Below are 22,922 nucleotides of genomic sequence, written 5' to 3' on the forward strand. Positions count from 1 at the left end.
GAAGGACAAAGTTTTGTCGGGGGGACCGTCCTCCTAACTTGTTTCTTACTCGGGGGGGACGGCGGGGGGGGGTGGGGTCCAACAGTCCTATACCCCCCCCCGCCCCTGACGCCTTCGGTCGTCCCTGACGCCTTCGGCGCCACTCGTCAGTGCGCGCCCAGGCCGCCGCTGCCGAAACCGCCGCTGCTCTTCCCGCTCCAGCGCGGCCGTTTCTTGTCCGCGCTCGGCCGGGTCCCCTGGTTGCCGTGCACCTCGTAGGGGGTCAGTCGACGGTCGCTCAGGGGGATCTCGTCCGGTTCGCGGTTCAACTGCTCCTCACGGACAGGGCCGCCCTCGGGAAGCCGGGGCTGCTCGTCGGGGCGCGGTCGGCGCGGCTCGCGAGCGCGTACGCGGGCGCCCAGCCACAGGGCACCGATGAGCATGGCGACCACCACGAGGCCTGCCACGAACGGGGCGACACCGGCCAGTACGCTTCGCTCTGCGGCTATATCAGTCCATTCCATGTTCATATGGGATGAATACCCCCAATATGTCGAGTGAACCGGCCCGCTTCGAACGGCTCGTGCCCGGGTGCCCGGTCCGGACGCCCGGAAACGGAACCCCTCGAACCGCGTCCCGGGCGGATCCCGGCGGGCCGTGTTTGGTGCGAGGGGCACCGGCTACCCGCCCGGGGTGACCACGACGACGACATCCCAGCAGGAACTCATCAAATTCCTGGAAGACCGCTTCGCCTGTGCGCAGGCGTGCACCGAGTGTGCGCGGGAGTGTGCCCTGCGAGCTAGCCTCGTCGACCCCGACGGGCCCGAGGCCGAGGAGAAGACGCGCCGCAAGGGCATCATGTGCGCGGAGGTGTGCGACGCCACGTGCAGGGCGCTCTCCGAGGAGGCCAACCTCGACGAGGCGGCCATCCGCCTCCAGGTGGAATGGTGCCGCACCGTCGCCCTGGAGTGCGCGCGCGCCTTCGACGAATCCCCCGGCGCCCAGGACGGTGCCAAGGCCTGCCGCGAGTGCGCCCAGGCCTGCACGGACTTCCTGGCCACCCTCCGCTGAGCCCCGGGCGCCGGAAAAGGCCCCCGCTCCCGCTGTTCCCAATTACTGGAACGCGTTCTAGCGTGTGCGCCGTCAGGTCCGCCCTGGGGAGCCTGGAGGCGCCGTGCACCTCGAATACACGCCCGAGCAGCAGCGGCTGCGCACCGAACTGCGCGCCTACTTCGCCGAGTTGGTGCCGGAGGGCGCCTACACCCGCCATGCCGACCCGGCCGCGCAGAAGCGCTTCTACCGCGCGACCATCCGCCGGCTCGGCGCCGACGCCTGGCTCGGCGTGGGCTGGCCGAAGGAGTACGGCGGACGCGGCCTGACAGCGATCGAACAGTTCATCTTCTTCGACGAGGCCGCCCAGGCGGGCGTCCCGCTTCCGCTGATGGCGCTCAACACGGTCGGCCCGACGATCATGCAGTTCGGCACCGAGGAGCAGAAGGCGTACTTCCTGCCGCGGATCCTGTCCGGCGAGCTGGACTTCGCCATCGGCTACAGCGAACCCGACGCCGGCACGGACCTGGCCTCGCTGAGGACCCGCGCGGTCCGCGACGGCGACCACTACGTCGTCAACGGGCAGAAGATCTGGACGACCAACGGCGACACGGCCGACTGGGTGTGGCTCGCGGTGCGCACCGACCCCGACGCCCCGCCCCACAAGGGCATCACGATGCTCCTCGTCCCGACCACGGAACCCGGCTACTCCTGCACCCTCATCAACACCCTCGCCTCGCACGACACCACCGCCAGCTACTACGAGAACATCCGAGTCCCCGTCTCCCGGCGCGTCGGCGAGGAGAACAAGGGCTGGCGGCTGATCACCAACCAGCTCAACCACGAGCGCGTCACCCTCGCCGCCCACGGCACCATGGCCATCCGCTCGCTGCACAACGTCCAGCGCTGGGCCATGGAGACCAAGCTCGCCGACGGCCGCCGCGTCATCGACCTGCCCTGGGTCCGCCGCCGCCTCGCCCAGACCCACACCCGGCTCGACGCCCTCAAACTCCTCAACTGGCGCATGGTCAGCGCCCTGCAGGAAGGCACCCTCACCCCGCAGGACGCCTCCGCCGTCAAGGTCTACGGCTCCGAGGCCCGCCGCGACGCCTACGCCTGGCTCATGGAGATCGTCGCCGCCGCCGGCGCCCTCAAGGAGGGTTCCGCGGGCACCGTCCTGCACGGCGAACTCGAACGCGGCTACCGCTCGGCCGTCATCTTCACCTTCGGCGGCGGCAACAACGAGATCCAGCGCGAGATCATCTCGTGGATCGGCCTCGGAATGCCCAGAGTGCGGCGCTAGCTGTACTTGGTCATGACGGCGTGGACTCCCTTCGCCCCCCTGCGGCCGACCCCGGCCTGTTCGGCCCCGCCTCCGTGACCTGGCAGGCCCACGGCGACCCCGTCATGTGGATCGCCGGGATCCGCGCGCTCTACCTCCAGGCACTGCACCCGCGCGCGATGCGCGGTGTCATGCAGAACTCCGACTTCCGCAGGGACGCCTGGGGCCGGCTGATACGTACGGCGAGCTTCGTCGGCACGGCGACGTACGGCACCACGGAGGCGGCCGAGCGGGCCGGCGCCCGCGTCCGGAAGATCCACCGCCTGCTCACGGCGACCGACCCGGACACGGGGGAGCGGTACGCCGTCGACGAACCCGGTCTGCTGCTGTGGGTGCACTGCGCCGAGATCGACTCCTACCTGCACATCCTGCGCCGCTCGGGCTACCCCCTCACCGAGGCGGCCGCCGACCGTTATGTCGGCGAACACCGGGTCAGCGCCCGCCTGGTGGGGCTCGACCCCGACGGCGTCCCCGGGAACCGGGCGGAGCTGGCGGTCTACTTCGAGAAGGTGCGCCCCGAACTGGCCGCCGGACCCGAGGCGCGGGACGTCGACGACTTCCTGCGCCGGCCGCCCACCCACCCGCTGCTCGTCCCGGCACGTGAGGCGCTGTGGCGGCGCGTGGCGGACCTCGCGTACGCCTCTCTGCCGCCGTACGCCCACGAGCTGTACGGCAGGGCGGCCCCCGCGCCGGCCGTGGTCACCCGCCGCCTGCGCCGCACGGGCACCCTGCTGCGCCGCGTCCCCGCCCGTCTGCGCTGGCAGCTCCCGCCCCAGCACGTCCTTCGCGCCATGGCACGGCTCGGCCCCGGCTCCCGCCCGGAACCGCACAAAGCCAGGAGGTAGGCCGTCGTACGGGACCCGGCCCGCCCGGCACGTCCCCCTGGCCGATCCCGATCATCGCGTGTTACCAAGAGCCATGGCTGCCACCCCCGCACACCCTGCGCACCCCGACCGCCCCGACGGACCCCGGCCGCACGACGCGTACGACGCGGTGATCGTCGGAGGCGGTCACAACGGACTGGTCGCCGCCGCCTACCTGGCCCGTGCCGGGCGTTCCGTGCTCGTGCTGGAACGGCTGGACCACACCGGCGGCGCCGCCGTGTCCACACGGCCCTTCGCGGGGGTGGACGCCCGGCTGTCGCGGTACTCCTACCTGGTCAGCCTGCTGCCCCGGAAGATCGTGCGGGACCTGGACCTCGACTTCCGCGTCCGTGGCCGCACGATCTCGTCGTACACCCCCGTCGAACGCGACGGTCACTCCACCGGCCTCCTGGTCGGCGGCGGAGAGCGCCGCACCCGCGAGGCGTTCGCGCGGCTGACCGGCTCGGGCCGCGAGTACGAGGCATGGCAGCGCTTCTACGCGATGACCGGCCACGTCGCCGAACGGGTGTTCCCGACGCTCACCGAGCCCCTGCCCACCCGCGACGACCTGCGCGGGCGTATCGACGACGAGGAGGCGTGGCGGGTCCTGTTCGAGGAGCCGATCGGCGTGGCCGTCGAAGCGCGGTTCGCCGACGACCTCGTGCGCGGTGTCGTCCTCACCGACGCGCTCATCGGTACGTTCGCGGACGCCCACGACTCCTCCCTCCGGCAGAACCGCTGTTTCCTCTACCACGTGATCGGCGGCGGTACGGGCGCCTGGGACGTGCCCGTCGGCGGCATGGGCGCGCTCACGGACGCGCTGGCGGCGGCCGCGCGCGCCGCGGGCGCCGTGATCGCCACCGGCCACGAGGCACGCCGCATCGCGACGGACGGACGGTCCGCCGAGATCACCTACCGGAGCGCCGACACGGAAGGCACCGTCGCCGCCCGGCACGTCCTGGTGAACGCCTCGCCCCAGGAACTGGCCGCGCTGACCGGCGACGAACCGCCCACGCCCGCCGAGGGCGCCCAGCTGAAGGTGAACATGCTGCTCAAGCGGCTGCCGAGGCTCCGGGACCGGTCCGTCGACCCGCGCGAGGCCTTCTCCGGCACCTTCCACATCGCCGAGGGATACGACCAACTGGCCGTCGCCCACGCCCAGGCCGCCTCCGGCACGCTCCCCGAGGCCCCGCCCTCCGAGATCTACTGCCACTCCCTCACCGACCCGACCATCCTCGGCCCGGACCTGGTCGAACAGGGCTACCAGACGCTCACCCTGTTCGGCCTGCACACACCCGCGCGGCTGTTCGAGGCCGACAACGACGCCGTCCGCGAGGACCTCCTCAAGGCCACGCTTGCCCAGCTGGACGCCCACCTCGCCGAACCCCTCGCCGACTGCCTGGCGACCGACGCCGACGGCCGCCCCTGCATCGAGGCCCGGACCCCTCTCGACCTCGAACGCGACCTCGGCCTCCCCGGCGGCAACATCTTCCACCGCGATCTCGCCTGGCCCCACACCCAGGAGGGCACCGGCCGTTGGGGCGTCGAGACCCGCCACGCCAACGTCCTGCTGTGCGGGGCGGGTGCCGTGCGGGGCGGCGGGGTGAGCGGGGTCCCCGGTCACAACGCGGCCATGGCGGTTCTGGAGGAGTCCGGGGCGGACGGCCCGCGCCGGCCGTAGGCGGACACGTCCGGGCATTGTCCGGTGGCCGCGACACCCCTGCCGAACAATGCGATCCGCGGTGGAATCGGTGGTGGGAGCGGCTCGGGGGACCGCCCACGGGGGAAGCGCCCTGCTGATTGCCCGCGATCAGCAGGGCCGCCGCCCGCCCGTCGCGCCAGGGCCCTAGCCGGCGGCAGCCGTCCAGCCCACCGCCGCGATCCGCTCCGCGTCCGCCGGCCGCGACTCGTCGAACAGGGCCCGGCCGCCCGCCGTGACCCGCAGCCCGTCGACGTACACCCCACGGCCGACGTACTGCCGGTCGGTCGTGTACCGCCAGCGCACGGTGAGCCCCTCGGCGTCCGGCAACCGCGCGGTGACCCGGTGCCAGGCCCGGCCCGACCACCCCGTCACCGAGCCGGATGGATGCTCCTCGGGGACGCCTTCGCCCCGTACGGTCGTGAAGGCCGCCGGCCGCCAGGTGCCGCCGCCGTCGGTGGAGGTCTCCAGGAAGAGGGCGTCGGCCTGCGGCTCGGTGTCCCACCACAGGGCGCAGCGCAGGCGGGGTCGCCCGGCGCCGGTTGCGGAGCCCGTGACGCCGGCTGCGGCGGTGTCGAGCGGCGGGAGCGCCAGCGTCGCCGTGGCGGCGGACGCCATCCCGGAGAACCAGGACGTGCGGCCCCGGGCGGGGCGTACGGGAACGGCCCGGGCGAGGTTGTTCGCCGCGGCGACCCGGGGTGCGGATCCGGACCGCCAGCCGCGCACCGGGTGGACGGAGTTGCCGAGCACCACGAGGAAGGAGTCGGTGCTCGGGTCCAGGACGAGGGAGGTGCCGGTGAAGCCGGTGTGTCCCGCCGTGCGCGGGGTGGCCATCGCACCCATGTACCAGTGCTGGTAGAGCTCGAAGCCCAGCCCGTGCTCGTCGCCGGGGAACGAGGTGTTGAAGTCGGTGAACATCAGCTCCACCGACGCGGGGGTCAGGATGCGGGTCGTGCCGTACACACCCCCGTTGAGCAGCGTGCGGCAGAGGACGGCCAGGTCCCAGGCGCACGAGAAGACGCCGGCGTGGCCCGCGACCCCGCCGAGGCCGAAGGCGTTCTCGTCGTGCACCTCTCCCCACACCAGCCCCCGGTCCAGGCCCGACCAGGGGAGACGGGCGTCCTCGGTCGCCGCGATGCGCGGCCTCCAGGAGGCCGGCGGATTGAAACGCGTACGGTCCATCCCGAGTGGAGCGGTGATCTCCTTCCGGAGCAGCCGATCCAGACCGTGACCGGTGATCTTCTCCAGGACGAGCTGCAGCGAGATCAGGTTCAGGTCCGAGTACAGATACGTCGAGCCGGGCGGGTTCAGCGGCGCCTCGTTCCACACGAGCCGGAGCTTTCCCTCGTACGTCGGCTCCTTGTAGAGGGGGAGCCAGGAGCGGAATCCGGAGGTGTGCGTGAGCAGTTGACGGAGGGTGATGTCCTGTTTGCCCGCGGCCCCGAACTCGGGCAGGTACGAGGAGACCTTCCCCTCCAGCGCCAGCGCGCCCCGCTCGATCTGCTGCACCGCGAGGATCGACGTGAACAGCTTCGAGACGGAGGCGAGGTCGAAGATGGTGTCCCGTGCCATCGGGATCCGCTGTTCCGCCGGGAACTCCACCCCCGTGTCGGTCTTCTCGTCGTACGCCGCGTACCGCACCGCCATCCCGATCGCCCGGTGCAGCGCGACGGTTCCGCCCCGTCCGGCGAGCAGAACGGCGCCCGCGTACCAGGGGTGCCGGGGCGAGGGCTCGAGGAACGACTCGGCATCGGTGACGAGCCGCTCCAGTGGCTCGGGCAGAAGCCCGGCCCGCGCGGGCGAACCGTGCCGCAGCGTCGGACGGCCGCCCCCGGAGGAGGGGGCGGCGACGGCCGGCCCGGCGGGAAAGGGCAGCGCGGCGAACCCCCCACCGACCGCCAGCACCCGGCGTCCGAGCTGCCGCCGGCTCCACCCGGACCCCGAGCCCCCCATGCCTTCACTCATGACACCCAGTCAAGCACTCGTCTTCCAGAGGCGCGAGACCCACAAAATCTGACGGTGCATCAGAAAACCTCTTCCCTCGTCCGGAGGACTACGGCATCCTGCGCACCATGCAGACGGAGCTGAGCAACACACTCGGAGTCCAGTACGCCGTCTTCGGCTTCACGCCGTTCCCCGCGGTCGCGGCGGCCATCAGCCGGGCAGGCGGCTTCGGGGTGCTGGGCGCGGTCCGCTACACGGCCCCCGACGAACTCAAGCGGGACCTCGACTGGATCGAGGCCCACGTCGACGGCATGCCGTACGGCCTGGACGTCGTCATGCCGGCCAAGAAGGTCGAGGGGGTGACGGAGGCCGAGGTCGAGGCCATGATCCCCGCATCGCACCGGCAGTTCGTCCAGGACACCCTCGCCAAGTACGGCGTGCCCGAGCTGGCCGAGGGCGAGGCGTCCGGCTGGCGCATCACCGGCTGGATGGAGCAGGTCGCCCGCAGCCAGCTCGACGTCGCCTTCGACTACCCGATCAAGCTGCTGGCCAACGCACTCGGCTCACCGCCCGCCGACGTCATCGACCGCGCCCACGAGCGGGACGTCCTCGTCGCCGCCCTCGCCGGCAGCGCCCGACACGCCCGCAAGCACGCCGAGGCGGGCATCGACATCGTCGTGGCGCAGGGCTACGAGGCCGGCGGCCACACCGGTGAGATCGGCTCCATGGTCCTCACCCCCGAAGTGGTCGACGCGGTGGCCCCGTTGCCCGTCCTCGCCGCCGGAGGCATCGGCAGCGGTCAGCAGGTGGCCGCCGCCCTCGCGCTCGGCGCCCAGGGCGTCTGGCTCGGCTCGCTGTGGCTGACCACCACCGAGGCCGAACTGCCCTCGCCCCGGCTGATCGAGAAGCTGCTCGCCGCCGGCTCCGGCGACACCGTCCGCTCCCGCGCCCTCACCGGCAAACCCGCGCGTCAGCTGCGCACCGAATGGACCGACGCCTGGGACGACCCCACCGGACCCGGCACCCTCCCCATGCCCCTCCAGGGGCTGCTCGTCGCAGAGGCGGTCTCCCGCATCCAGAAGTACGAGGTGGAGCCGCTGCTCGGCACGCCGGTCGGGCAGATCGTCGGCCGCATGAACAGCGAACGCAGCGTCCAGGCCGTCTTCGACGACCTCACCCGGGGTTTCGAGCGGGCCGTGGACCACATCAACCGGATCGCCGGAAGGAGCGGGGGACAGTGAGCCGAACCTCTCAGGACCGACCGTCCGAGGACCGACCGTCCGAGGACCGTGGGGCCCCGGACCGAGCCCCGCAAGCGGGGACCGCCCGGAACGGAGCCCCCCGGGCCCAGCCTCCCCAGGGCTTCTGGGCGCAGGCCGCCGCCGACCCCGACCGCGCGGTGCTCGTCGCGCCCGACGGGCAGGAGTGGACCGCCGGACGCCTGCACGCCGAGACCAACCGCCTCGTGCACGGGCTGCGGGCGGCCGGGCTGGAGCGCGGCGACGCCTTCGCGGTCGTCCTGCCCAACGGCGTCGAGTTCCTCACCGCCTACCTCGCCGCGACCCAGGCCGGCTTCTACCTGGTCCCCGTCAACCACCACCTGGTGGGTCCCGAGATCGCCTGGATCGTGTCCGACTCGGGCGCCAAGGTGCTCATCGCGCACGAACGCTTCGCCGAGGCCGCCCGCGACGCCGCCGACGAGGCGAAGCTCCCCGCGAGCCACCGGTACGCGGTCGGCCCGGCCGAGGGCTTCCGCCCGTACGCCGAACTCCTCGACGGCAGGCCCGAGTCGGTGCCCGGCGACCGTACCCTCGGCTGGGTCATGAACTACACCTCCGGCACCACCGGCCGCCCGCGCGGGATCCGCCGCCCGCTGCCCGGCAAGCTCCCCGAGGAGTCCTACCTCGGCGGCTTCCTCGGCATCTTCGGCATCAGGCCGTTCGACGACAACGTCCATCTGGTCTGCTCGCCCCTCTACCACACGGCCGTCCTGCAGTTCGCCGGCGCGTCCCTGCACATCGGGCACCGGCTGGTGCTGATGGACAGGTGGGCGCCCGAGGAGATGCTCCGCGTCATCGACGCCCACCGCTGCACGCACACCCACATGGTGCCCACCCAGTTCCACCGGCTCCTCGCCCTTCCCGAGGAGGTGCGCGCCCGCTACGACGTGTCGTCCATGCGGCACGCCATCCACGGGGCCGCGCCCTGCCCGGACCATGTGAAGAGGGCCATGATCGAGTGGTGGGGCGCCTGCGTGGAGGAGTACTACGCGGCCAGCGAGGGCGGTGGCGCCTTCGCCACCGCCGAGGACTGGCTGAAGAAGCCCGGCACGGTCGGCAAGGCCTGGCCCATCAGCGAACTCGCCGTCTTCGACGACGACGGCAACAGGCTGCCCCCGGGTGAGCTCGGCACCGTCTACATGAAGATGAGCACCGGCGGTTTCTCGTACCACAAGGACGAGGGCAAGACCCGCAAGAACCGCATCGGAGACTTCTTCACGGTGGGCGACCTCGGCCTCATCGACGAGGACGGCTATCTCTTCCTCCGCGACCGCAAGATCGACCTCATCATCTCCGGCGGCGTCAACATCTACCCCGCCGAGATCGAGGCCGCCCTGCTCACCCATCCCGCCGTCGCCGACGCCGCCGCCTTCGGCATTCCGCACGACGACTGGGGCGAGGAGGTCAAGGCCGTGGTCGAGCCCGCCCCCGGATTCACCCCGGGGCCGGCGCTCGCGGAGGAGATCCTCGCCCACTGCGCCCGTCGGCTCGCCGGGTACAAGCGCCCGAAGAGCGTCGACTTCACCGAGGCGATGCCTCGCGACCCCAACGGCAAGCTCTACAAACGGCGGCTGCGCGAGCCGTACTGGGAGGGGCGGCAGAAGGCCGTCTGAGGACCGGGGCCGCGCGCGGTACTCAGGGCTTGCGCGCGACCCCGCCCACCGCGATCACCTCGCCGGATCCGCGGGCCGCCGCGGGGTCCGGCCGCCAGTCGTTCAGCGGCACCACGCCCGGGGCGAGCAGTTCCAGACCGTCGAAGAAACCGGCGAGTTCGGCGGGGCTGCGCAGATGGTAGGGGGCCGCGCCGCTCTCGTTGTAGCGGCGGGTGGCCTCGGCGTTGGCCTCGTGGGTGTCCACGCTGTCGTTGAAGGCGAGGTGACTGCCCGGCGGGAGGGCGGCCATCAGGGCGCCGACGATGGAGCGTGCCTCGTCGTAGTCGACTATGTGCCCGCTGACCTGCATCATCGTCAGCCCGACCGGCTGGGAGAGATCCAGGGTCCTGGCCGCCTCTCGCAGCACGGTGTGCGGGTCGCGCAGATCGGAGTCGATGTAGTCGGTCACACCCTCCGGTGTGCTGGTGAGCAGCGCCCGCGCGTGGGTCAGCACCAGCGGGTCGTTGTCCACGTAGACGATCCGCGCGTCCGGCGCCACCCGCTGGGCGATCTCGTGCGTGTTGTCGGCGGTCGGCAGCCCGGTGCCGATGTCCAGGAACTGCCGGATGCCCGCCTCGGCGGCGAGATGGGTGACCGCGCGGCCGAGGAAGGCCCGGGAGTCGCGGGCCAGGTCGGTGATGCCGGGGAAGACCGCGCGGAAGGCGTCGCCCGCCGCGTGGTCGACGGGATAGTTGTCCTTGCCGCCCAGCCAGTAGTTCCAGATGCGGGCCGAGTGCGGCACCGTCGTGTCGATCATGGCGGTCGGATCCGTCTCGGGACGTAACGAGTCCTGCGGCACCGGGCGGCCTCCTCGGTGAGTGCGGTGATATGCCAAAGGCATGGTGCTGTCCCAGGAATGGTGCCGCCCCGACCGGGGGCGGCACCACATCCCGCGGCTCATTGGCTCACACGGACCACCTTCAGTTTCGGCGAGGACAGGATGTCCTTCTCGCAGAAGCGGGACGTCACCCACTTCTCCGCGGAGAACAGCCGCGTCTGGTCCAGGTGGTGGGGCGAATTCGGGTTGGAGGACTGCGAGTACGTCAGCAGCGTGCGGGCCACGGGGCAGCGGCCGCCGTCCCAGCCGACCGCCTGAATGTGGCTGGAACCCGACGAGACCTCCGAGTAGACGCCCTCGGCGGAGTCCCACGGCGACTCGATCTTGTTCCACACGCCCAGCGACTCCGTACCGCCCGACACCGGGATCCGCCGGCCGCCGCGTACGACGAACTGGTGGTCGCCGAGCTTCGCGGCCGGCGCCACGCCCGCCGCCCGCAGATCCCGCACCGTGTCGGCCAGGGCCGTGGCGAAGCCGGGCGCGTCCGTGTTGAGGGTGTTCGGGGTGCCGACCGGGTCGGCCGCCGAGAAGGGCACCTTCCAGAACTGCGCACGCGGCACCACCGAGTTCAGCCGCCGCCAGAACCGGTCGAAGAGCAGCGCACCGGCACTGTCGCTGTCCGCGGTCCGGTCCCAGGACCGGAACACACCGCACGCCTCGGACACGTCGACGACCGTGCCGTCACCGGCCGTCGCCGTGCCGCCCGGCAGCGCGGCACACGCCCGCGCCACGTCCTCGACCGCGAGGTCGGCGGCGGGCACCCGGTTCGCGAACTGCTGCCGCTGCAGGTCCCGTACGGTCAGACCGCCCTTGGCGGCCATCGCCGCCACGTCCTCGACCGCGCCGCGCGTCCGCATCGAGCGCTGCGTCCCGACGTTGCCGAAGACCCGCTCGTACCCGGTCAGCGGCCGGTCCGCGTTGGCCAGCCACGCGCTGTCGTTGGAGTTCTCCGCGTACGGCGCGTCCTTCAGCGTCGGCATCCTCGCGGGCCCGAAGATCCCCGGCTGCACGGCGTCGGCGTCGCTGCCGAGCGCGCAGTCGGCGCGGGAGCCGTCCAGGATCGCCACGCCCGCCGACGGATACGTGGCCCTGCCCAGGGGGGTCGAGCAGCGGGCCGCCAGCTCGTCGGTGATCCGGGGCAGCGTCTGCGACTGGGTGAACAGGGTGTGCCCGGCGGAGTCCGCGGCCACGGTGTTCACCCACGGCAGGCCCTGGTGCCGGGCGAGGGACGTGAGCACGTCCGCCGTGCCGTCCGCCCGGGCGAAGCCCAGTGAGGTGTCGGTGAAGCGGATGTTCGCCGTGTTGGGATCGTTCAGGGCGTACGCGGTGCCGGCCGTCCACGGCAGCGGGAGGTCGGCGCCGAGCGAGGTGACGACCGGACCGTACCGGGTCCACCACTGGGTGCGGGTGACGGGGGAGCCGTCCTTCACGCCGACAGTCACGGTCCGCCTCGTCATCCGCTCCGCGTCACCGTCGACGAGGTACGTGGTCGGGTCGGCCGGGTCCAGCGTCAGCTGATGGAGGTTCATGGGGACGCCGGTCGCCACGGTGTGACTCCAGGCGACCTTCGCGTTGAAGCCGATCTGGGTGATCGGCGAGCCGAGCAGCGACCCTCCCGAGACGTTCAGTTCCCCGGGGATCGTCTGCTGCGCCTGCCAGAAGCGGCGCCCGCCGGCCCAGGGATAGTGCGGGTTGCCCAGCAGCAGACCGCGGCCGTTCGCCGTGGTGTCACCGCCGAAGGCGACGGCGTTCGACCCCATGTCCGCGTTCGCGGCGCCGAACAGCTCGCGCGCGGCGCGGGCCGCGGCCTCGGCGTCCGGCGTGGCGCCCGTGCCCGCGGTGCCGGAGGCGGGCGGCTGCGCGGTGGTGATCGCATCCACCAGGCGCCCCTCGCCGCCGAGCACGGCGAGGGCGTACGCGCGGGAGAACACGTCGAGTGCGGAGACCGGCCGCACCCAGGCGGCGCCCCTGCAGGCGGGGTCGGTGATCCGGTTCTTCTTCAGCCACGCGTTGTAGCCGGCCGCCCAGCCCCGCATCAGGTCCTTGACCGCGCGGCTCGGGCCGAGCGGTTCGGGCCGGTCCAGCAGCCGCTGTACGGTTCCCGCGTCCCGGACGCCCTGGAAGTACAGGTCGCTGGTGAGGTTCCTGGTGGCGGAGGAGAGCGAGAAGTCGGGTGCCGCGTCGGGTCCGAAGTGGCGGGAGCGCTCCCCGCGCACGGTGACGAACCCGTCGGCGAGCACACACACCTGGTCGGCGGCCTGCGCCCAGCCGGTGCCGAAGCCGAGGTTCGCGTAGTCCTTCGCCACGATGTGCGGAACGCCGTACTCGGTGTAGCGGATCACGGCGGACAGGCCACCGTGGGACGTGCGGTGTCCATCGGCCCGGGCGTCGTCGGCGGCGGCCGACGGCAGGACGGCCGAGGCGGCGAACAGGGCGACGGCCGAGACCACCGACCGTCTGAGGCGGGTGCGCATGCGGGCTCCCAACGTCGTTGTGGAAAGAGATGGTTGAGCATGTCGACACGTGTCTGCGTAGTCCATACGGGTGAGGGATCTTCCCCCGAGGTGACTCGCCGCGCCCTGGCCGGAGTTGAGCGACTTCCCGCCATGTGCGCCGCGATCCGGTCGCGGCCGCGGGGCCCGGTCCCGGGGGTGGCGCGCTTGACCTCGCTCGTGGGACGGAACGAGGATCGGGCGTCGGAAACGTGGACGAAGGAGCGGGCAACATGACGGCAGGCCGCAGTGTGACGGTCGACGGGACCCTGCGGCGCAGTGCCCGGCGCATGCCCGCCCGCGTCGCCATCCACTACGGCGACCGGTCCTGGACCTACGCCGAACTGGACGACGCTGTCTCCCGCGCGGCCCGCGCCCTGCGCGACACCGGACTGCGGCCCGGCGACCGCGTCGCCGCCTACGGCCACAACTCCGACGCCTACCTCATCGCCTTCCTGGCCGCCGCCCGCGCCGGCCTGGTGCACGTCCCCGTCAACCAGCACCTCACCGGCGACGACCTCGCCTATCTCCTCGACCAGTCCGGCAGCACCCTCGTCCTCACCGACCCCGGCCTCGCCGGGAACCTCCCCGAGGGCACCCGCGCCCTGCCCCTGCGCGACGCGGACGACTCGCTCCTGGCCCGGCTCGCCCGCACCGAGCCGTACGACGGCGAGGAGCCCCGCGCCGAGGACCTCGTCCAGCTCCTCTACACCTCGGGCACCACCGCGCTCCCCAAGGGCGCGATGATGACGCACCGGGCGCTGGTGCACGAGTACCTCAGCGCGATCGCCGCCCTCGACCTCCAGGCGGGCGACCTGCCCGTGCACTCCCTGCCCCTGTACCACTCCGCGCAGATGCACGTCTTCCTGGTGCCGTACCTCGCGGTGGGCGCCACGAACACGATCCTCGACGCGCCCGACGGCGACCGCGTCCTCGACCTCGTGGAGCAGGGCCGCGCCGACAGCTTCTTCGCCCCGCCCACGGTGTGGATCGCCCTGGCGAACCGCCCCGACTTCGACACCCGTGACCTCAGCGGCCTGCGCAAGGCGTACTACGGGGCGTCGATCATGCCGGTGCCCGTCCTGGAACGGCTCAGGGAACGGCTGCCCGAGCTGGCCTTCCACAACTGCTTCGGGCAGAGCGAGATCGGTCCGCTGGCGATGGTCCTCGGGCCGCACGAGCACAAGGGGCGGATGGACTCCTGCGGACGTCCCGTCATGTTCGTCGAGGCGAAGGTCGTCGACGAGGACGGCGAGGAGGTGCCCGACGGAACTCCCGGCGAGATCGTCTACCAGTCGCAGCAACTCTGCGAGGGCTACTGGGAGAAGCCGCAGGAGACGGCCGAGGCGTTCCGTGACGGCTGGTTCCGCTCCGGGGACCTCGCCGTGCGCGACGCCCACGGCTACTTCACCGTCGTCGACCGGGTGAAGGACGTCATCAACTCCGGCGGCGTCCTCATCGCGTCCCGCCAGGTCGAGGATGCGCTCCACACCCACGACGCGGTCGCCGAGGTCGCGGTGATGGGCCTGCCCGACGACCACTGGATCGAGGCCGTCACGGCGGTCGTCGTACGCCGGGGAGAGGTCACGGCGGACGAACTCCTCGCCCACGCCCGTGCCAGGCTCCCCCACTTCAAGGCGCCCAAGACGGTCCACTTCGTGGACGAACTGCCGCGCAACGCGAGCGGGAAGATCCTCAAACGGGAACTGCGGGACCGCTTCACGCAAGGGTGAGCGCGGCCTCGCCGGTGAACCGCGTTGCGGCGTACGGGGGCCGCCACCGAAGATCGGTACCATGCCGACCTTCACCGCACCCGACGGAACCGAACTCGCCTGCCACGAGCGCGGCGAGGGCGAGCCGCTGATCGTCCTGCCCGGCGGGGCCATGCGCGCCTCCGCCTACCTGGGCGACCTGGGCGGCCTCACCGCCCACCGGCGCCTGGTCCTGCTCGACCTGCGGGGTACCGGCGATTCGGCCGCCCCCGCCGATCCGGCGACCTACCGCTGCGACCGTCAGGTGGACGACGTGGAGGCACTCCGCGTCCACCTGGGCCTGGACCGCGTGGACCTGCTCGCCCACTCGGCCGGCGGCAACCTGGCCATGCTCTACGCGGCCCGCCACCCCGAGCGGGTCTCCCGCCTGGCGCTGATCGCCGCCACTCCGTGGGCGGTGGGGCTGCCGGTGACCGTCGAGGACCGCCTCCGTGCCGCCCGCCTGCGCGCGGGCGAACCGTGGTTCGCCGAGGCGTACGCGGCCTTCGAGGCGGCCTGGACCGGCCGCGGCCCCTTCGACGACGCGATGATGCCGTTGTTCTACGGCCGCTGGGACGACACCGCCCGCGCCCACATGGCCGCCGAGGAGGAACAGACGAACGACGAGGCGTCCGCCGTCTACGGCTCGGCGGGCGCCTACGACCCGCCCGCCACCCGGGCCGCGCTCGCCGGACTGCGGGCGCCGGTCCTCGTCCTCGCGGGCGAGTTCGACACCGGCCCGACCCCGGAACTGGCCCGGCGCGCGGCCGGCCTCTTCCCGGACGCACGGTTCGCGGTGCAGCCCGGCGGCGGCCACTTCCCGTGGCTCGACGACCCGGAGTTCTTCGTCAGCCGCGTGACGGCGTTCCTCGACGGGCGGTGACCCCCGGCGCGCCGTCACGTCCGCTCCCGGACGGGAGTTGCCCCTCTTCTGCCGCCCGGCCTTCCCGTTCTTGCCGGCCGGGAACGTCTGCGCAGGTCGGAGGGCAGATGACGGGTACAGAACGGCTCCAGCGGCGGTGACCCGCGCGATTCCTGACGTGGGGAGCACGGCCGGCGCCCGCCGGCACCCACGACGGAGGAGACGACCATGGTCCTCAGGAACCGGATGGCACACGACTGCGTCCCGCACTCGCCCCCGTGACGCTCGCGATGCTGACCGCGTGCCTCATGGCACCCGCCTCACCGGCGAGCGCCGGCGAGGTGAACTTCAACCACGGCCGGCAGGTCGGACCGGCCACCGTCGTGAACGACGACGGCTCGAAGCGGCCGGTCGAGTTCGTCGTCGACAACGACGGCCACCTGTGGGAGTTCGAGCGGTCGGGCTCCTTCTGGACCAAGACGGACCGAGGCACCCCGGTCAAGGCGAACGGCGACCCCGTGGCCATCGTGGCGGGCGCCGGTGCGGTGGGCGTCGACCAGGGCGTACGCGCGTACATCGTCGGGGACGACGGCAATCTCTGGGAGTTCAAGCACGACGGCGGGAGCGGCGCATGGGCGAAGATCCCGCGTCCGCAGGAGTCCGGGAAGCTTCACGGAGCCCTCGGCGCCGACGTGAACGGCGACGGAGCGCGGTTCGTGGTGGCGAGGGACGAGCACGACCGGCTGTGGCAGTACACGTACGTCAAGCCGGCCGGCCGGGCGGACCTGACCCGTCAGAGGGGAGCCGCACGCGGTCAGTGGTCGGCCGCCGTGGCCACCGACCGTGCCCAGCGGTAGTCCGCCTTGCCGCTGGGGGAGCGCTGGATCGTTTCGGTGAGGACCAGTTGGCGGGGGATCTTGTAGCCGGCGAGGCGGGTGCGGCAGTGGGTCTGGATCTCCTCCAGGGACGGTCGGACCGCGCCCTCGCGCAGCTGCACCACGGCGGCGACATGGCTGCCCCAGCGTGCGTCCGGCACCCCGGCGACCAGCGCGTCGTACACGTCGGGGTGCGCCTTGAGGGCCTGCTCGACCTCCTCCGGGTACACCTTCTCGCCACCGGTGTTGATGCACTGCGAACCCCGGCCGAGGACCGTGACGACGCCCTCCTCGTCGACGGTCGCCATGTCGCCGAGGAGCACCCAGCGTTCGCCGTCCCGCTCGAAGAAGGTCTCGGCGGTCTTGCGCGGGTCGTTGTAGTAGCCGAGGGGCACATGCCCCCGCTGGGCGACCCGCCCCGGCACACCGACCGGCACGGGTTCGTACGTCGCTGGATCCACGACCCGGGTACGGGAGTGGACCCGGATACGGAATCCGTCGCCCGCGCCCGAGTCCTGGGTCGCCGTGCCGTTGAAGCCGGACTCCGAGGAACCGAAGTTGTTCAGCAGCATCGCGTTCGGCACCAGGGCCTGGAACTCCTGCCGGACCGTCTCCGACATGATGGCCCCGGACGACGACACGCTGAACAGGGACGAGCAGTCGGTGCCCTTCATCGGACCGTTCAGCGCGTCGATGAGTGGGCGCAGCATGGCGTCGCCGACCAGCGACACACTGGTGACCTTCTCCTTCTCGATCGTCCGCAGGGCCTCCTCGGGCACGAACTTGCGGTGGATCACGACCCGTTGGCCGAAGTTGAACCCGATGAACGCGGTGAGCGTGGAGGTGCCGTGCATCAGCGGGGCCGTGGGGAAGAAGGTGATCCCGTCGCCGCCGGCCGCGACCCGCTCGGCCAGCTCCTCGGGCGACTTCACCGGCTCCCCGGTGGGGGCCCCGCCGCCCAGCCCCGAGAAGAACAGGTCCTCCTGGCGCCACATCACGCCCTTGGGCATGCCCGTCGTGCCGCCGGTGTAGATGATGAACTGGTCGTCGCCCGAGCGGGCCGGGAAGCCTCGCCCGTCGGACGCGGCGGCCACCGCCTCGGCGAAGCCGGTCGCGTCGAGCGCGGGCGCGTCCGGCACGGGGGTCCCCACCCGCACCAGATGCCGCAGCTTCTCCGTCCGCGGCAGCGCGGCCGCCACCCGTCCCGTGAACTCCGCGTCGAAGACCAGTCCGGCCAGGTCCGCGTCCCGGTAGAGGTAGACCAACTCCTCTTCCACGTAACGGTAGTTGACATTCACCGGGACCATCCGGGCCTTCAGGCACCCGAGCGCCGTCTGCAGGTACTCGATGCCGTTGTACAGGTGCAGCCCCACGTGCTCGCCGGCCCGTATCCCGCTGTCCAGCAGATGGTGCCCGATCCGGTTGGCCGCCGCGTCCAGCTCGGCGTACGTGAGGCGGTGTTCCGCGCCCGTGCCGGGGATGTCGAGATACGCGAGCGCCGCCCGGTCGGGAACCACGTCGACCACCGACTCGAACAGGTCGGCAAGGTTGTACTCCACCGCGCTCCTCCTGACCTCGCTGCCCCTCGGTTGCCGGTCATCAGAGCAAAGGGCGGCACAACTGTGAAGAGTCCTCGCGCAGAAATCTGACTGTCTGTCAGAAAACCCTTGAAGTGCCGACCCGTCTACTGCAACCTGTTCTCGTTTCCTGTGGAGGGAGAACCCCGATGGGCGGCACCGAACACCTCACCGTGCGGCGCGAAGGCGGCACACTGGTGCTCACGCTCAACAGGCCCGAAGCCAAGAACGCGCTCTCGCTGCCGATGCTCGTCGGCCTCTACGACGGCTGGGTCAGGGCCGACGAGGACGAGGAGGTCCGCTCGATCGTCCTCACCGGAGCGGGCGGCGCCTTCTGCGCGGGCATGGACCTCAAGGCCCTCGCGGGCAAGGGGATGGAGGGGCAGCAGTACCGGGACCGGCTCAAGGCCGACCCCGACCTGCACTGGAAGGCCATGCTCCGCCACCACCGGCCGCGCAAGCCGGTGATCGCCGCCGTCGAGGGACACTGCGTCGCCGGCGGCACCGAGATCCTCCAGGGCACCGACATCCGGGTCGCGGGCGACTCGGCGACCTTCGGCCTCTTCGAGGTCCGGCGCGGACTCTTCCCGATCGGCGGCTCCACGGTCCGGCTCCAGCGGCAGATCCCGCGCACGCACGCACTGGAGATGCTGCTCACCGGGCGGCCCTACAGCGCGCGCGAGGCCGCCGCGATCGGGCTGATCGGACATGTCGTGCCCGAGGGCACGGCCCTGGCCAAGGCCCTGGAGATCGCCGAACGGATCAACGCGTGCGGGCCGCTGGCCGTCGAGGCCGTGAAGGCGTCCGTCTACGAGACGGCCGAGATGACCGAGGCGGAGGGGCTGGCGGCCGAGTTGAAGCGGGGCTGGCCGGTCTTCGACACGGCCGACGCGAAGGAAGGGGCGCGGGCCTTCGCCGAGAAGCGGCCCCCTGTCTACAGGCGGGAGTAGACGTCCGGCCGATGCCGCGGGCCGGCCGCCGGCCGGACGAGGCCGGTCGCGCCCCCGCGGCGGCGCCGCACATCGACACCGCCCCGCGCCCCTGAAGGGGCGCTCCTGTCGCCCCTCTTCCGAAGGAGGCAAGCCCCGATGGCCGCGATCCTCAAGGCCCCCCTCACCGTCGAGTTTCCCTTCACCCGCTCCGTCGGCCCCGTACAGAGCGCCTTTCTCACCGGACTCCGGGAGCGGGTCGTCCTCGGTGTGCGCACCGGCGACGGCCGGGTGCTGGTCCCGCCCGTCGAGTACGACCCCGTCACCGCCGAGGAGATCCGGGACCTGGTCGAGGTCGCGCCCACCGGCACCGTGACCACCTGGGCCTGGAACCACGAGCCACGCCGCGGCCAGCCGCTCGCCGCCCCCTTCGCCTGGGTGCTGGTCAGGCTCGACGGTGCCGACACGGCCCTGCTGCACGCCCTCGACGCACCCGGCCCCGACGCCGTACGCACCGGGATGCGGGTCCGCGTGCGCTGGGCCGAGGAGCGGTCCGGTGCCATCACGGACATCGCCTGCTTCGAGCCGTACGACGGGCAGGCGCAGGAACCGACGGGACACAGCGGCGAGTTCGACGACGCGGTCACCGGGATCGTCGCCCCCGCCCGCCTCGACTACACCTACTCGCCCGGCCGCGCCCAGACCGGCTACATCAACGCCCTCGGCGGCCGCCGCACGGTCGGCGAACGCTGCCCCTCCTGCTCGAAGGTGTACGTCCCCCCGAGGGGCGCCTGCCCGACCTGCGGGGTGGCCACGGCCGAGCAGGTGGAGGTCGGGCCGGCCGGGACCGTCACCACGTTCTGCATCGTCAACATCAAGGCGAAGAACCTGGACATCGAAGTCCCCTACGTCTACGCCCACATCGCCCTCGACGGCGCCGGGCTCGCCCTGCACGGCCGGATCGCGGGCATCCCCTACGACCAGGTGCGCATGGGGCTGCGCGTCGAGCCGGTGTGGACCGAGGGGGCCCGCTATCCCGACCACTACCGGCCCACCGGCGAACCCGACGCGGACTACGAGACGTACAGGGAGACGCTATGACCCGCGAGGCACGACCAGGCACGGGCGCACCGGACATCGCCGTCGTCGCCTTCGCCCAGACCGACCACCGGCGCACCAGCGACGACGTCTCCGAGGTGGAGATGCTCATGCCGGTGCTCCACGAGGTCATGCGGGCCACCGGGCTGAAGACCTCCGACATCGGCTTCACCTGCTCCGGCTCCAGCGACTACCTCGCGGGGCGCGCCTTCTCCTTCACCCTGGCCCTCGACGGCGTCGGCGCCTGGCCGCCGATCTCCGAGTCGCACGTCGAGATGGACGGGGCCTGGGCGCTGTACGAGGCGTGGGTCAAGCTGCGGACGGGGGACGCCGACACCGCGCTCGTCTACTCCTACGGAAAGTCCTCGCCCGGATCGGTGCGGGACGTCCTGACCCGGCAGCTGGACCCGTACTACGTGGCCCCGCTGTGGCCCGACTCCGTCGCCCTCGCCGCCCTCCAGGCCCGGGCGCTCATCGACGCGGGTACCACGGACGAGCCGGCGCTCGCGGCGGTCGGGGCCCGCAGCCGCGCGGACGCCGCCGCCAACTCCCACGCCCAGCTGCGGGGTCCGGTGCCGCAGGGGGACTATCTCGTACGGCCGCTGCGCACCGGGGACTGCCCGCCCATCGGCGACGGGGCCGCCGCCGTGGTCCTCGCCGCGGGGGAGCGGGCCCGACAACTGTGCGAGCGGCCCGCCTGGATCCGGGGCATCGACCACCGCATCGAGGTGCACGGCATCGGTGTACGCGATCTGACCGACTCACCCTCCACCCGGCTCGCCGCCGAACGGGCCGGCGCGTTCGAACGCCCCGTGGACACCGCCGAGTTGCACGCCCCGTTCAGTTCGCAGGAGGTGATCCTGCGCCAAGTCCTGGGGCTCGACGACGGGGTGCGCGTCAATCCGTCGGGCGGGGCCCTGGCCGCCAACCCGGTCATGGCCGCCGGGCTCATCAGGATCGGCGAGGCCGCCGCCCGCATCCACCGGGGCGAGTCCGACCGGGCGCTGGCCCACGCCACGTCCGGCCCCTGTCTGCAGCAGAACCTGGTCGCCGTACTCGAAGGGGATCCGCGATGAGCAAGGAGCCCGTGGCCGTCGTCGGTGTCGGCCAGACCAAGCACGTGGCGGCGCGCCGGGACGTGTCGATCGCCGGACTCGTCCGCGAGGCCGCCCGACGGGCTCTGGACGACGCCGAGCTGACATGGGCCGACGTCGAGGCCGTCGTCATCGGCAAGGCGCCCGACTTCTTCGAGGGCGTCATGATGCCCGAGCTGTATCTCGCGGACGCCCTCGGCGCCGTCGGCAAACCCATGATGCGGGTGCACACGGCGGGCTCGGTCGGCGGCTCGACCGCGCTGGTCGCCGCGAGCCTGGTCGCCGCCCGCGTCCACGGCACGGTGCTGACCCTCGCCTTCGAGAAGCAGTCCGAGTCCAACGCCATGTGGGGCCTGTCCCTGCCGATCCCGTTCCAGCAGCCGCTGCTGGCCGGCGCCGGAGGCTTCTTCGCCCCGCACGTGCGGGCGTACATGCGACGCAGCGGCGCCCCCGACACCGTCGGCTCCCTGGTCGCGTACAAGAACCGCCGCAACGCGCTGAAGAACCCCTACGCCCATCTCCACGAGCACGACATCACGCTGGAGAAGGTCCAGGCCTCGCCCATGCTGTGGGACCCGATCCGCTACTCCGAGACCTGCCCGTCCTCCGACGGGGCCGTCGCGATGGTCCTCACCGACCGCGCGGGGGCCGCCCGCGCGCCCCGGCCCGCCGCGTGGATGCACGGCGGCGCGATGCGCAGCGAGCCGACGCTGTTCGCGGGCAAGGACAGCGTGTCGCCGCGCGCGGGGCGGGACTGCGCGGCCGACGTGTACCGGCAGGCGGGCATCGCCGACCCCCGTCGGGAGATCGACGCGGTGGAGATGTATGTGCCGTTCTCCTGGTACGAGCCGATGTGGCTGGAGAACCTCGGCTTCGCCGCGGAGGGGGAGGGCTGGAAGCTCACCGAGTCCGGTGTCACCGAGCTGGACGGGGATCTTCCGGTCGACATGTCCGGCGGGGTCCTGTCGACCAATCCCATCGGCGCCTCCGGCATGATCCGTTTCGCGGAGGCCGCGCTCCAGGTGCGGGGCCTCGCGGGAGAACATCAGGTGGAGGGCGCCCGCCGGGTGCTCGGACACGCCTACGGCGGCGGATCGCAGTTCTTCTCGATGTGGCTGGTGGGCGCCGAGCCGCCCACGTCCTGAACCCGCCCCTCACGTGGCCTGTCGGCGGTGGGGGCCGGTCGCTAGTCTGGCGGGCGGACGACGAACCGGGAGGAGCACGGACGTGGCCGAGACCACCATGCAGCAGCGATCCCTCGACGGCTGGCACAAACCGGCGGAACTGGACCTGAGCAACGCGGACTGGCGGTCGAGCAGCCAGGGGCGGGGAGATGTCCAGATCGCCTTCGTCGAGGGCTTCATCGCCATGCGCAACAGCGGCAGCCCCGAGAGCCCCTCGCTGATCTTCACCCCCGCCGAATGGGGTGCCTTCGTGTCAGGGGCCCGGGAGGGCGAGTTCGACCTGACCTGAGCCACCACGGGCGTGGTGCCGGCGGGCGGCCGAAGCCCGGCGGCGCCCACCGGTGAGGAGGAGGTGGACCCGGCGCCCGAGCCCCGGAACAGGATGGGCCTGTACATTTGTTCGGTCAGGGGGC

At 72.2% G+C, this 22,922-nt stretch carries 19 protein-coding genes; 14 read left to right on the plus strand and 5 right to left on the minus strand.

All coding sequences use genetic code 11. The features are described 5' to 3' along the window. Positions 1-146: 146 nt before the first annotated feature. Positions 147-509: a DUF6479 family protein gene (locus ACZ6BB_RS28250; RefSeq protein WP_471617956.1), complete on the minus strand. Its 363-nt coding sequence runs from the start codon at positions 507-509 to the stop codon at positions 147-149. Between the two features lie 163 nt (positions 510-672). Between ACZ6BB_RS28250 and ACZ6BB_RS28255 the strand changes: the two genes are divergently transcribed. From ACZ6BB_RS28255 to ACZ6BB_RS28270, 4 genes are all read left to right on the plus strand, one after another. Continuing rightward, positions 673-1,050: a four-helix bundle copper-binding protein gene (locus tag ACZ6BB_RS28255; protein WP_471617957.1), complete on the plus strand. Its 378-nt coding sequence runs from the start codon at positions 673-675 to the stop codon at positions 1,048-1,050. A gap of 103 nt (positions 1,051-1,153) precedes the next feature. Next, positions 1,154-2,332, plus strand: coding sequence for an acyl-CoA dehydrogenase family protein (locus ACZ6BB_RS28260; protein ID WP_471617958.1), 1,179 nt, complete (start codon positions 1,154-1,156; stop codon positions 2,330-2,332). 20 nt (positions 2,333-2,352) lie between these two features. After that, a complete protein-coding gene (locus tag ACZ6BB_RS28265) occupies positions 2,353-3,216 on the plus strand; it encodes an oxygenase MpaB family protein (protein ID WP_471617959.1) in 864 nt (287 codons plus the stop codon). 73 nt (positions 3,217-3,289) lie between these two features. Next, positions 3,290-4,915, plus strand: a complete 1,626-nt coding sequence (locus ACZ6BB_RS28270; protein ID WP_471617960.1) for a phytoene desaturase family protein — start codon at positions 3,290-3,292, stop codon at positions 4,913-4,915. Between the two features lie 165 nt (positions 4,916-5,080). Here ACZ6BB_RS28270 and ACZ6BB_RS28275 read toward each other — a convergent pair whose 3' ends face one another. After that, a complete protein-coding gene (locus tag ACZ6BB_RS28275; RefSeq protein ID WP_471617961.1) occupies positions 5,081-6,898 on the minus strand; it encodes a serine hydrolase domain-containing protein in 1,818 nt (605 codons plus the stop codon). A 107-nt stretch (positions 6,899-7,005) separates the two neighbouring features. On the opposite strand from ACZ6BB_RS28275, the gene ACZ6BB_RS28280 reads away from it, so the two are divergent. Beyond that, complete coding sequence (locus tag ACZ6BB_RS28280; protein ID WP_471617962.1) at positions 7,006-8,118, plus strand: NAD(P)H-dependent flavin oxidoreductase; 1,113 nt, start codon at positions 7,006-7,008, stop codon at positions 8,116-8,118. Continuing rightward, positions 8,115-9,770: an acyl-CoA synthetase gene (locus ACZ6BB_RS28285; protein ID WP_471617963.1), complete on the plus strand. Its 1,656-nt coding sequence runs from the start codon at positions 8,115-8,117 to the stop codon at positions 9,768-9,770. Before ACZ6BB_RS28280 ends, ACZ6BB_RS28285 begins: the two co-directional genes overlap by 4 nt. Positions 9,771-9,792: 22 nt before the next feature. Here the strand turns inward: ACZ6BB_RS28285 and ACZ6BB_RS28290 are convergent, their stop codons facing one another. After that, on the minus strand, positions 9,793-10,566 hold the full coding sequence (locus ACZ6BB_RS28290) for an SAM-dependent methyltransferase (RefSeq protein WP_471617964.1): 774 nt from the start codon (positions 10,564-10,566) through the stop codon (positions 9,793-9,795). A 140-nt stretch (positions 10,567-10,706) separates the two neighbouring features. Continuing rightward, positions 10,707-13,121 carry a penicillin acylase family protein gene (locus ACZ6BB_RS28295; protein WP_471617965.1) on the minus strand — a complete coding sequence of 805 codons (2,415 nt, stop codon included), beginning with the start codon at positions 13,119-13,121 and terminating at the stop codon, positions 10,707-10,709. Positions 13,122-13,372: 251 nt separating this feature from the next. Here ACZ6BB_RS28295 and ACZ6BB_RS28300 point away from each other — a divergent pair, with 251 nt between their 5' ends. From ACZ6BB_RS28300 to ACZ6BB_RS28310, 3 genes are all read left to right on the plus strand, one after another. Further along, positions 13,373-14,872 (plus strand): acyl-CoA synthetase, encoded by a 1,500-nt coding sequence (locus ACZ6BB_RS28300; RefSeq protein WP_471617966.1) that lies wholly within the window; start codon positions 13,373-13,375, stop codon positions 14,870-14,872. A gap of 61 nt (positions 14,873-14,933) precedes the next feature. Continuing rightward, positions 14,934-15,773 (plus strand): alpha/beta fold hydrolase, encoded by an 840-nt coding sequence (locus tag ACZ6BB_RS28305; protein ID WP_471617967.1) that lies wholly within the window; start codon positions 14,934-14,936, stop codon positions 15,771-15,773. A 257-nt stretch (positions 15,774-16,030) separates the two neighbouring features. After that, a complete protein-coding gene (locus ACZ6BB_RS28310; protein WP_471617968.1) occupies positions 16,031-16,609 on the plus strand; it encodes a hypothetical protein in 579 nt (192 codons plus the stop codon). Here ACZ6BB_RS28310 and ACZ6BB_RS28315 read toward each other — a convergent pair. After that, positions 16,567-18,186 (minus strand): acyl-CoA synthetase, encoded by a 1,620-nt coding sequence (locus ACZ6BB_RS28315; RefSeq protein WP_471617969.1) that lies wholly within the window; start codon positions 18,184-18,186, stop codon positions 16,567-16,569. The two genes, ACZ6BB_RS28310 and ACZ6BB_RS28315, sit on opposite strands and share 43 nt — an antisense overlap. Before the next feature lie 167 nt (positions 18,187-18,353). Between ACZ6BB_RS28315 and ACZ6BB_RS28320 the strand changes: the two genes are divergently transcribed. The 5 genes from ACZ6BB_RS28320 to ACZ6BB_RS28340 all read left to right on the plus strand — a co-directional run bounded on the left by ACZ6BB_RS28320 (position 18,354) and on the right by ACZ6BB_RS28340 (position 22,798). Further along, positions 18,354-19,154 (plus strand): crotonase/enoyl-CoA hydratase family protein, encoded by an 801-nt coding sequence (locus ACZ6BB_RS28320; RefSeq protein ID WP_471617970.1) that lies wholly within the window; start codon positions 18,354-18,356, stop codon positions 19,152-19,154. 138 nt (positions 19,155-19,292) lie between these two features. Continuing rightward, positions 19,293-20,234, plus strand: a complete 942-nt coding sequence (locus ACZ6BB_RS28325; protein WP_471617971.1) for a Zn-ribbon domain-containing OB-fold protein — start codon at positions 19,293-19,295, stop codon at positions 20,232-20,234. Then, positions 20,231-21,307: a thiolase domain-containing protein gene (locus ACZ6BB_RS28330; RefSeq protein ID WP_471617972.1), complete on the plus strand. Its 1,077-nt coding sequence runs from the start codon at positions 20,231-20,233 to the stop codon at positions 21,305-21,307. Before ACZ6BB_RS28325 ends, ACZ6BB_RS28330 begins: the two co-directional genes overlap by 4 nt. Further along, the gene (locus tag ACZ6BB_RS28335; protein ID WP_005474398.1) at positions 21,304-22,470 is read left to right on the plus strand and encodes a thiolase domain-containing protein; all 1,167 of its coding nucleotides are present in this window, start codon (positions 21,304-21,306) and stop codon (positions 22,468-22,470) included. Before ACZ6BB_RS28330 ends, ACZ6BB_RS28335 begins: the two co-directional genes overlap by 4 nt. An 82-nt stretch (positions 22,471-22,552) precedes the next feature. Beyond that, complete coding sequence (locus ACZ6BB_RS28340; RefSeq protein ID WP_033526253.1) at positions 22,553-22,798, plus strand: DUF397 domain-containing protein; 246 nt, start codon at positions 22,553-22,555, stop codon at positions 22,796-22,798. Positions 22,799-22,922 lie beyond the last annotated feature (124 nt).

The sequence above is a fragment of the Streptomyces sp. NPDC041108 genome (assembly GCF_055592645.1).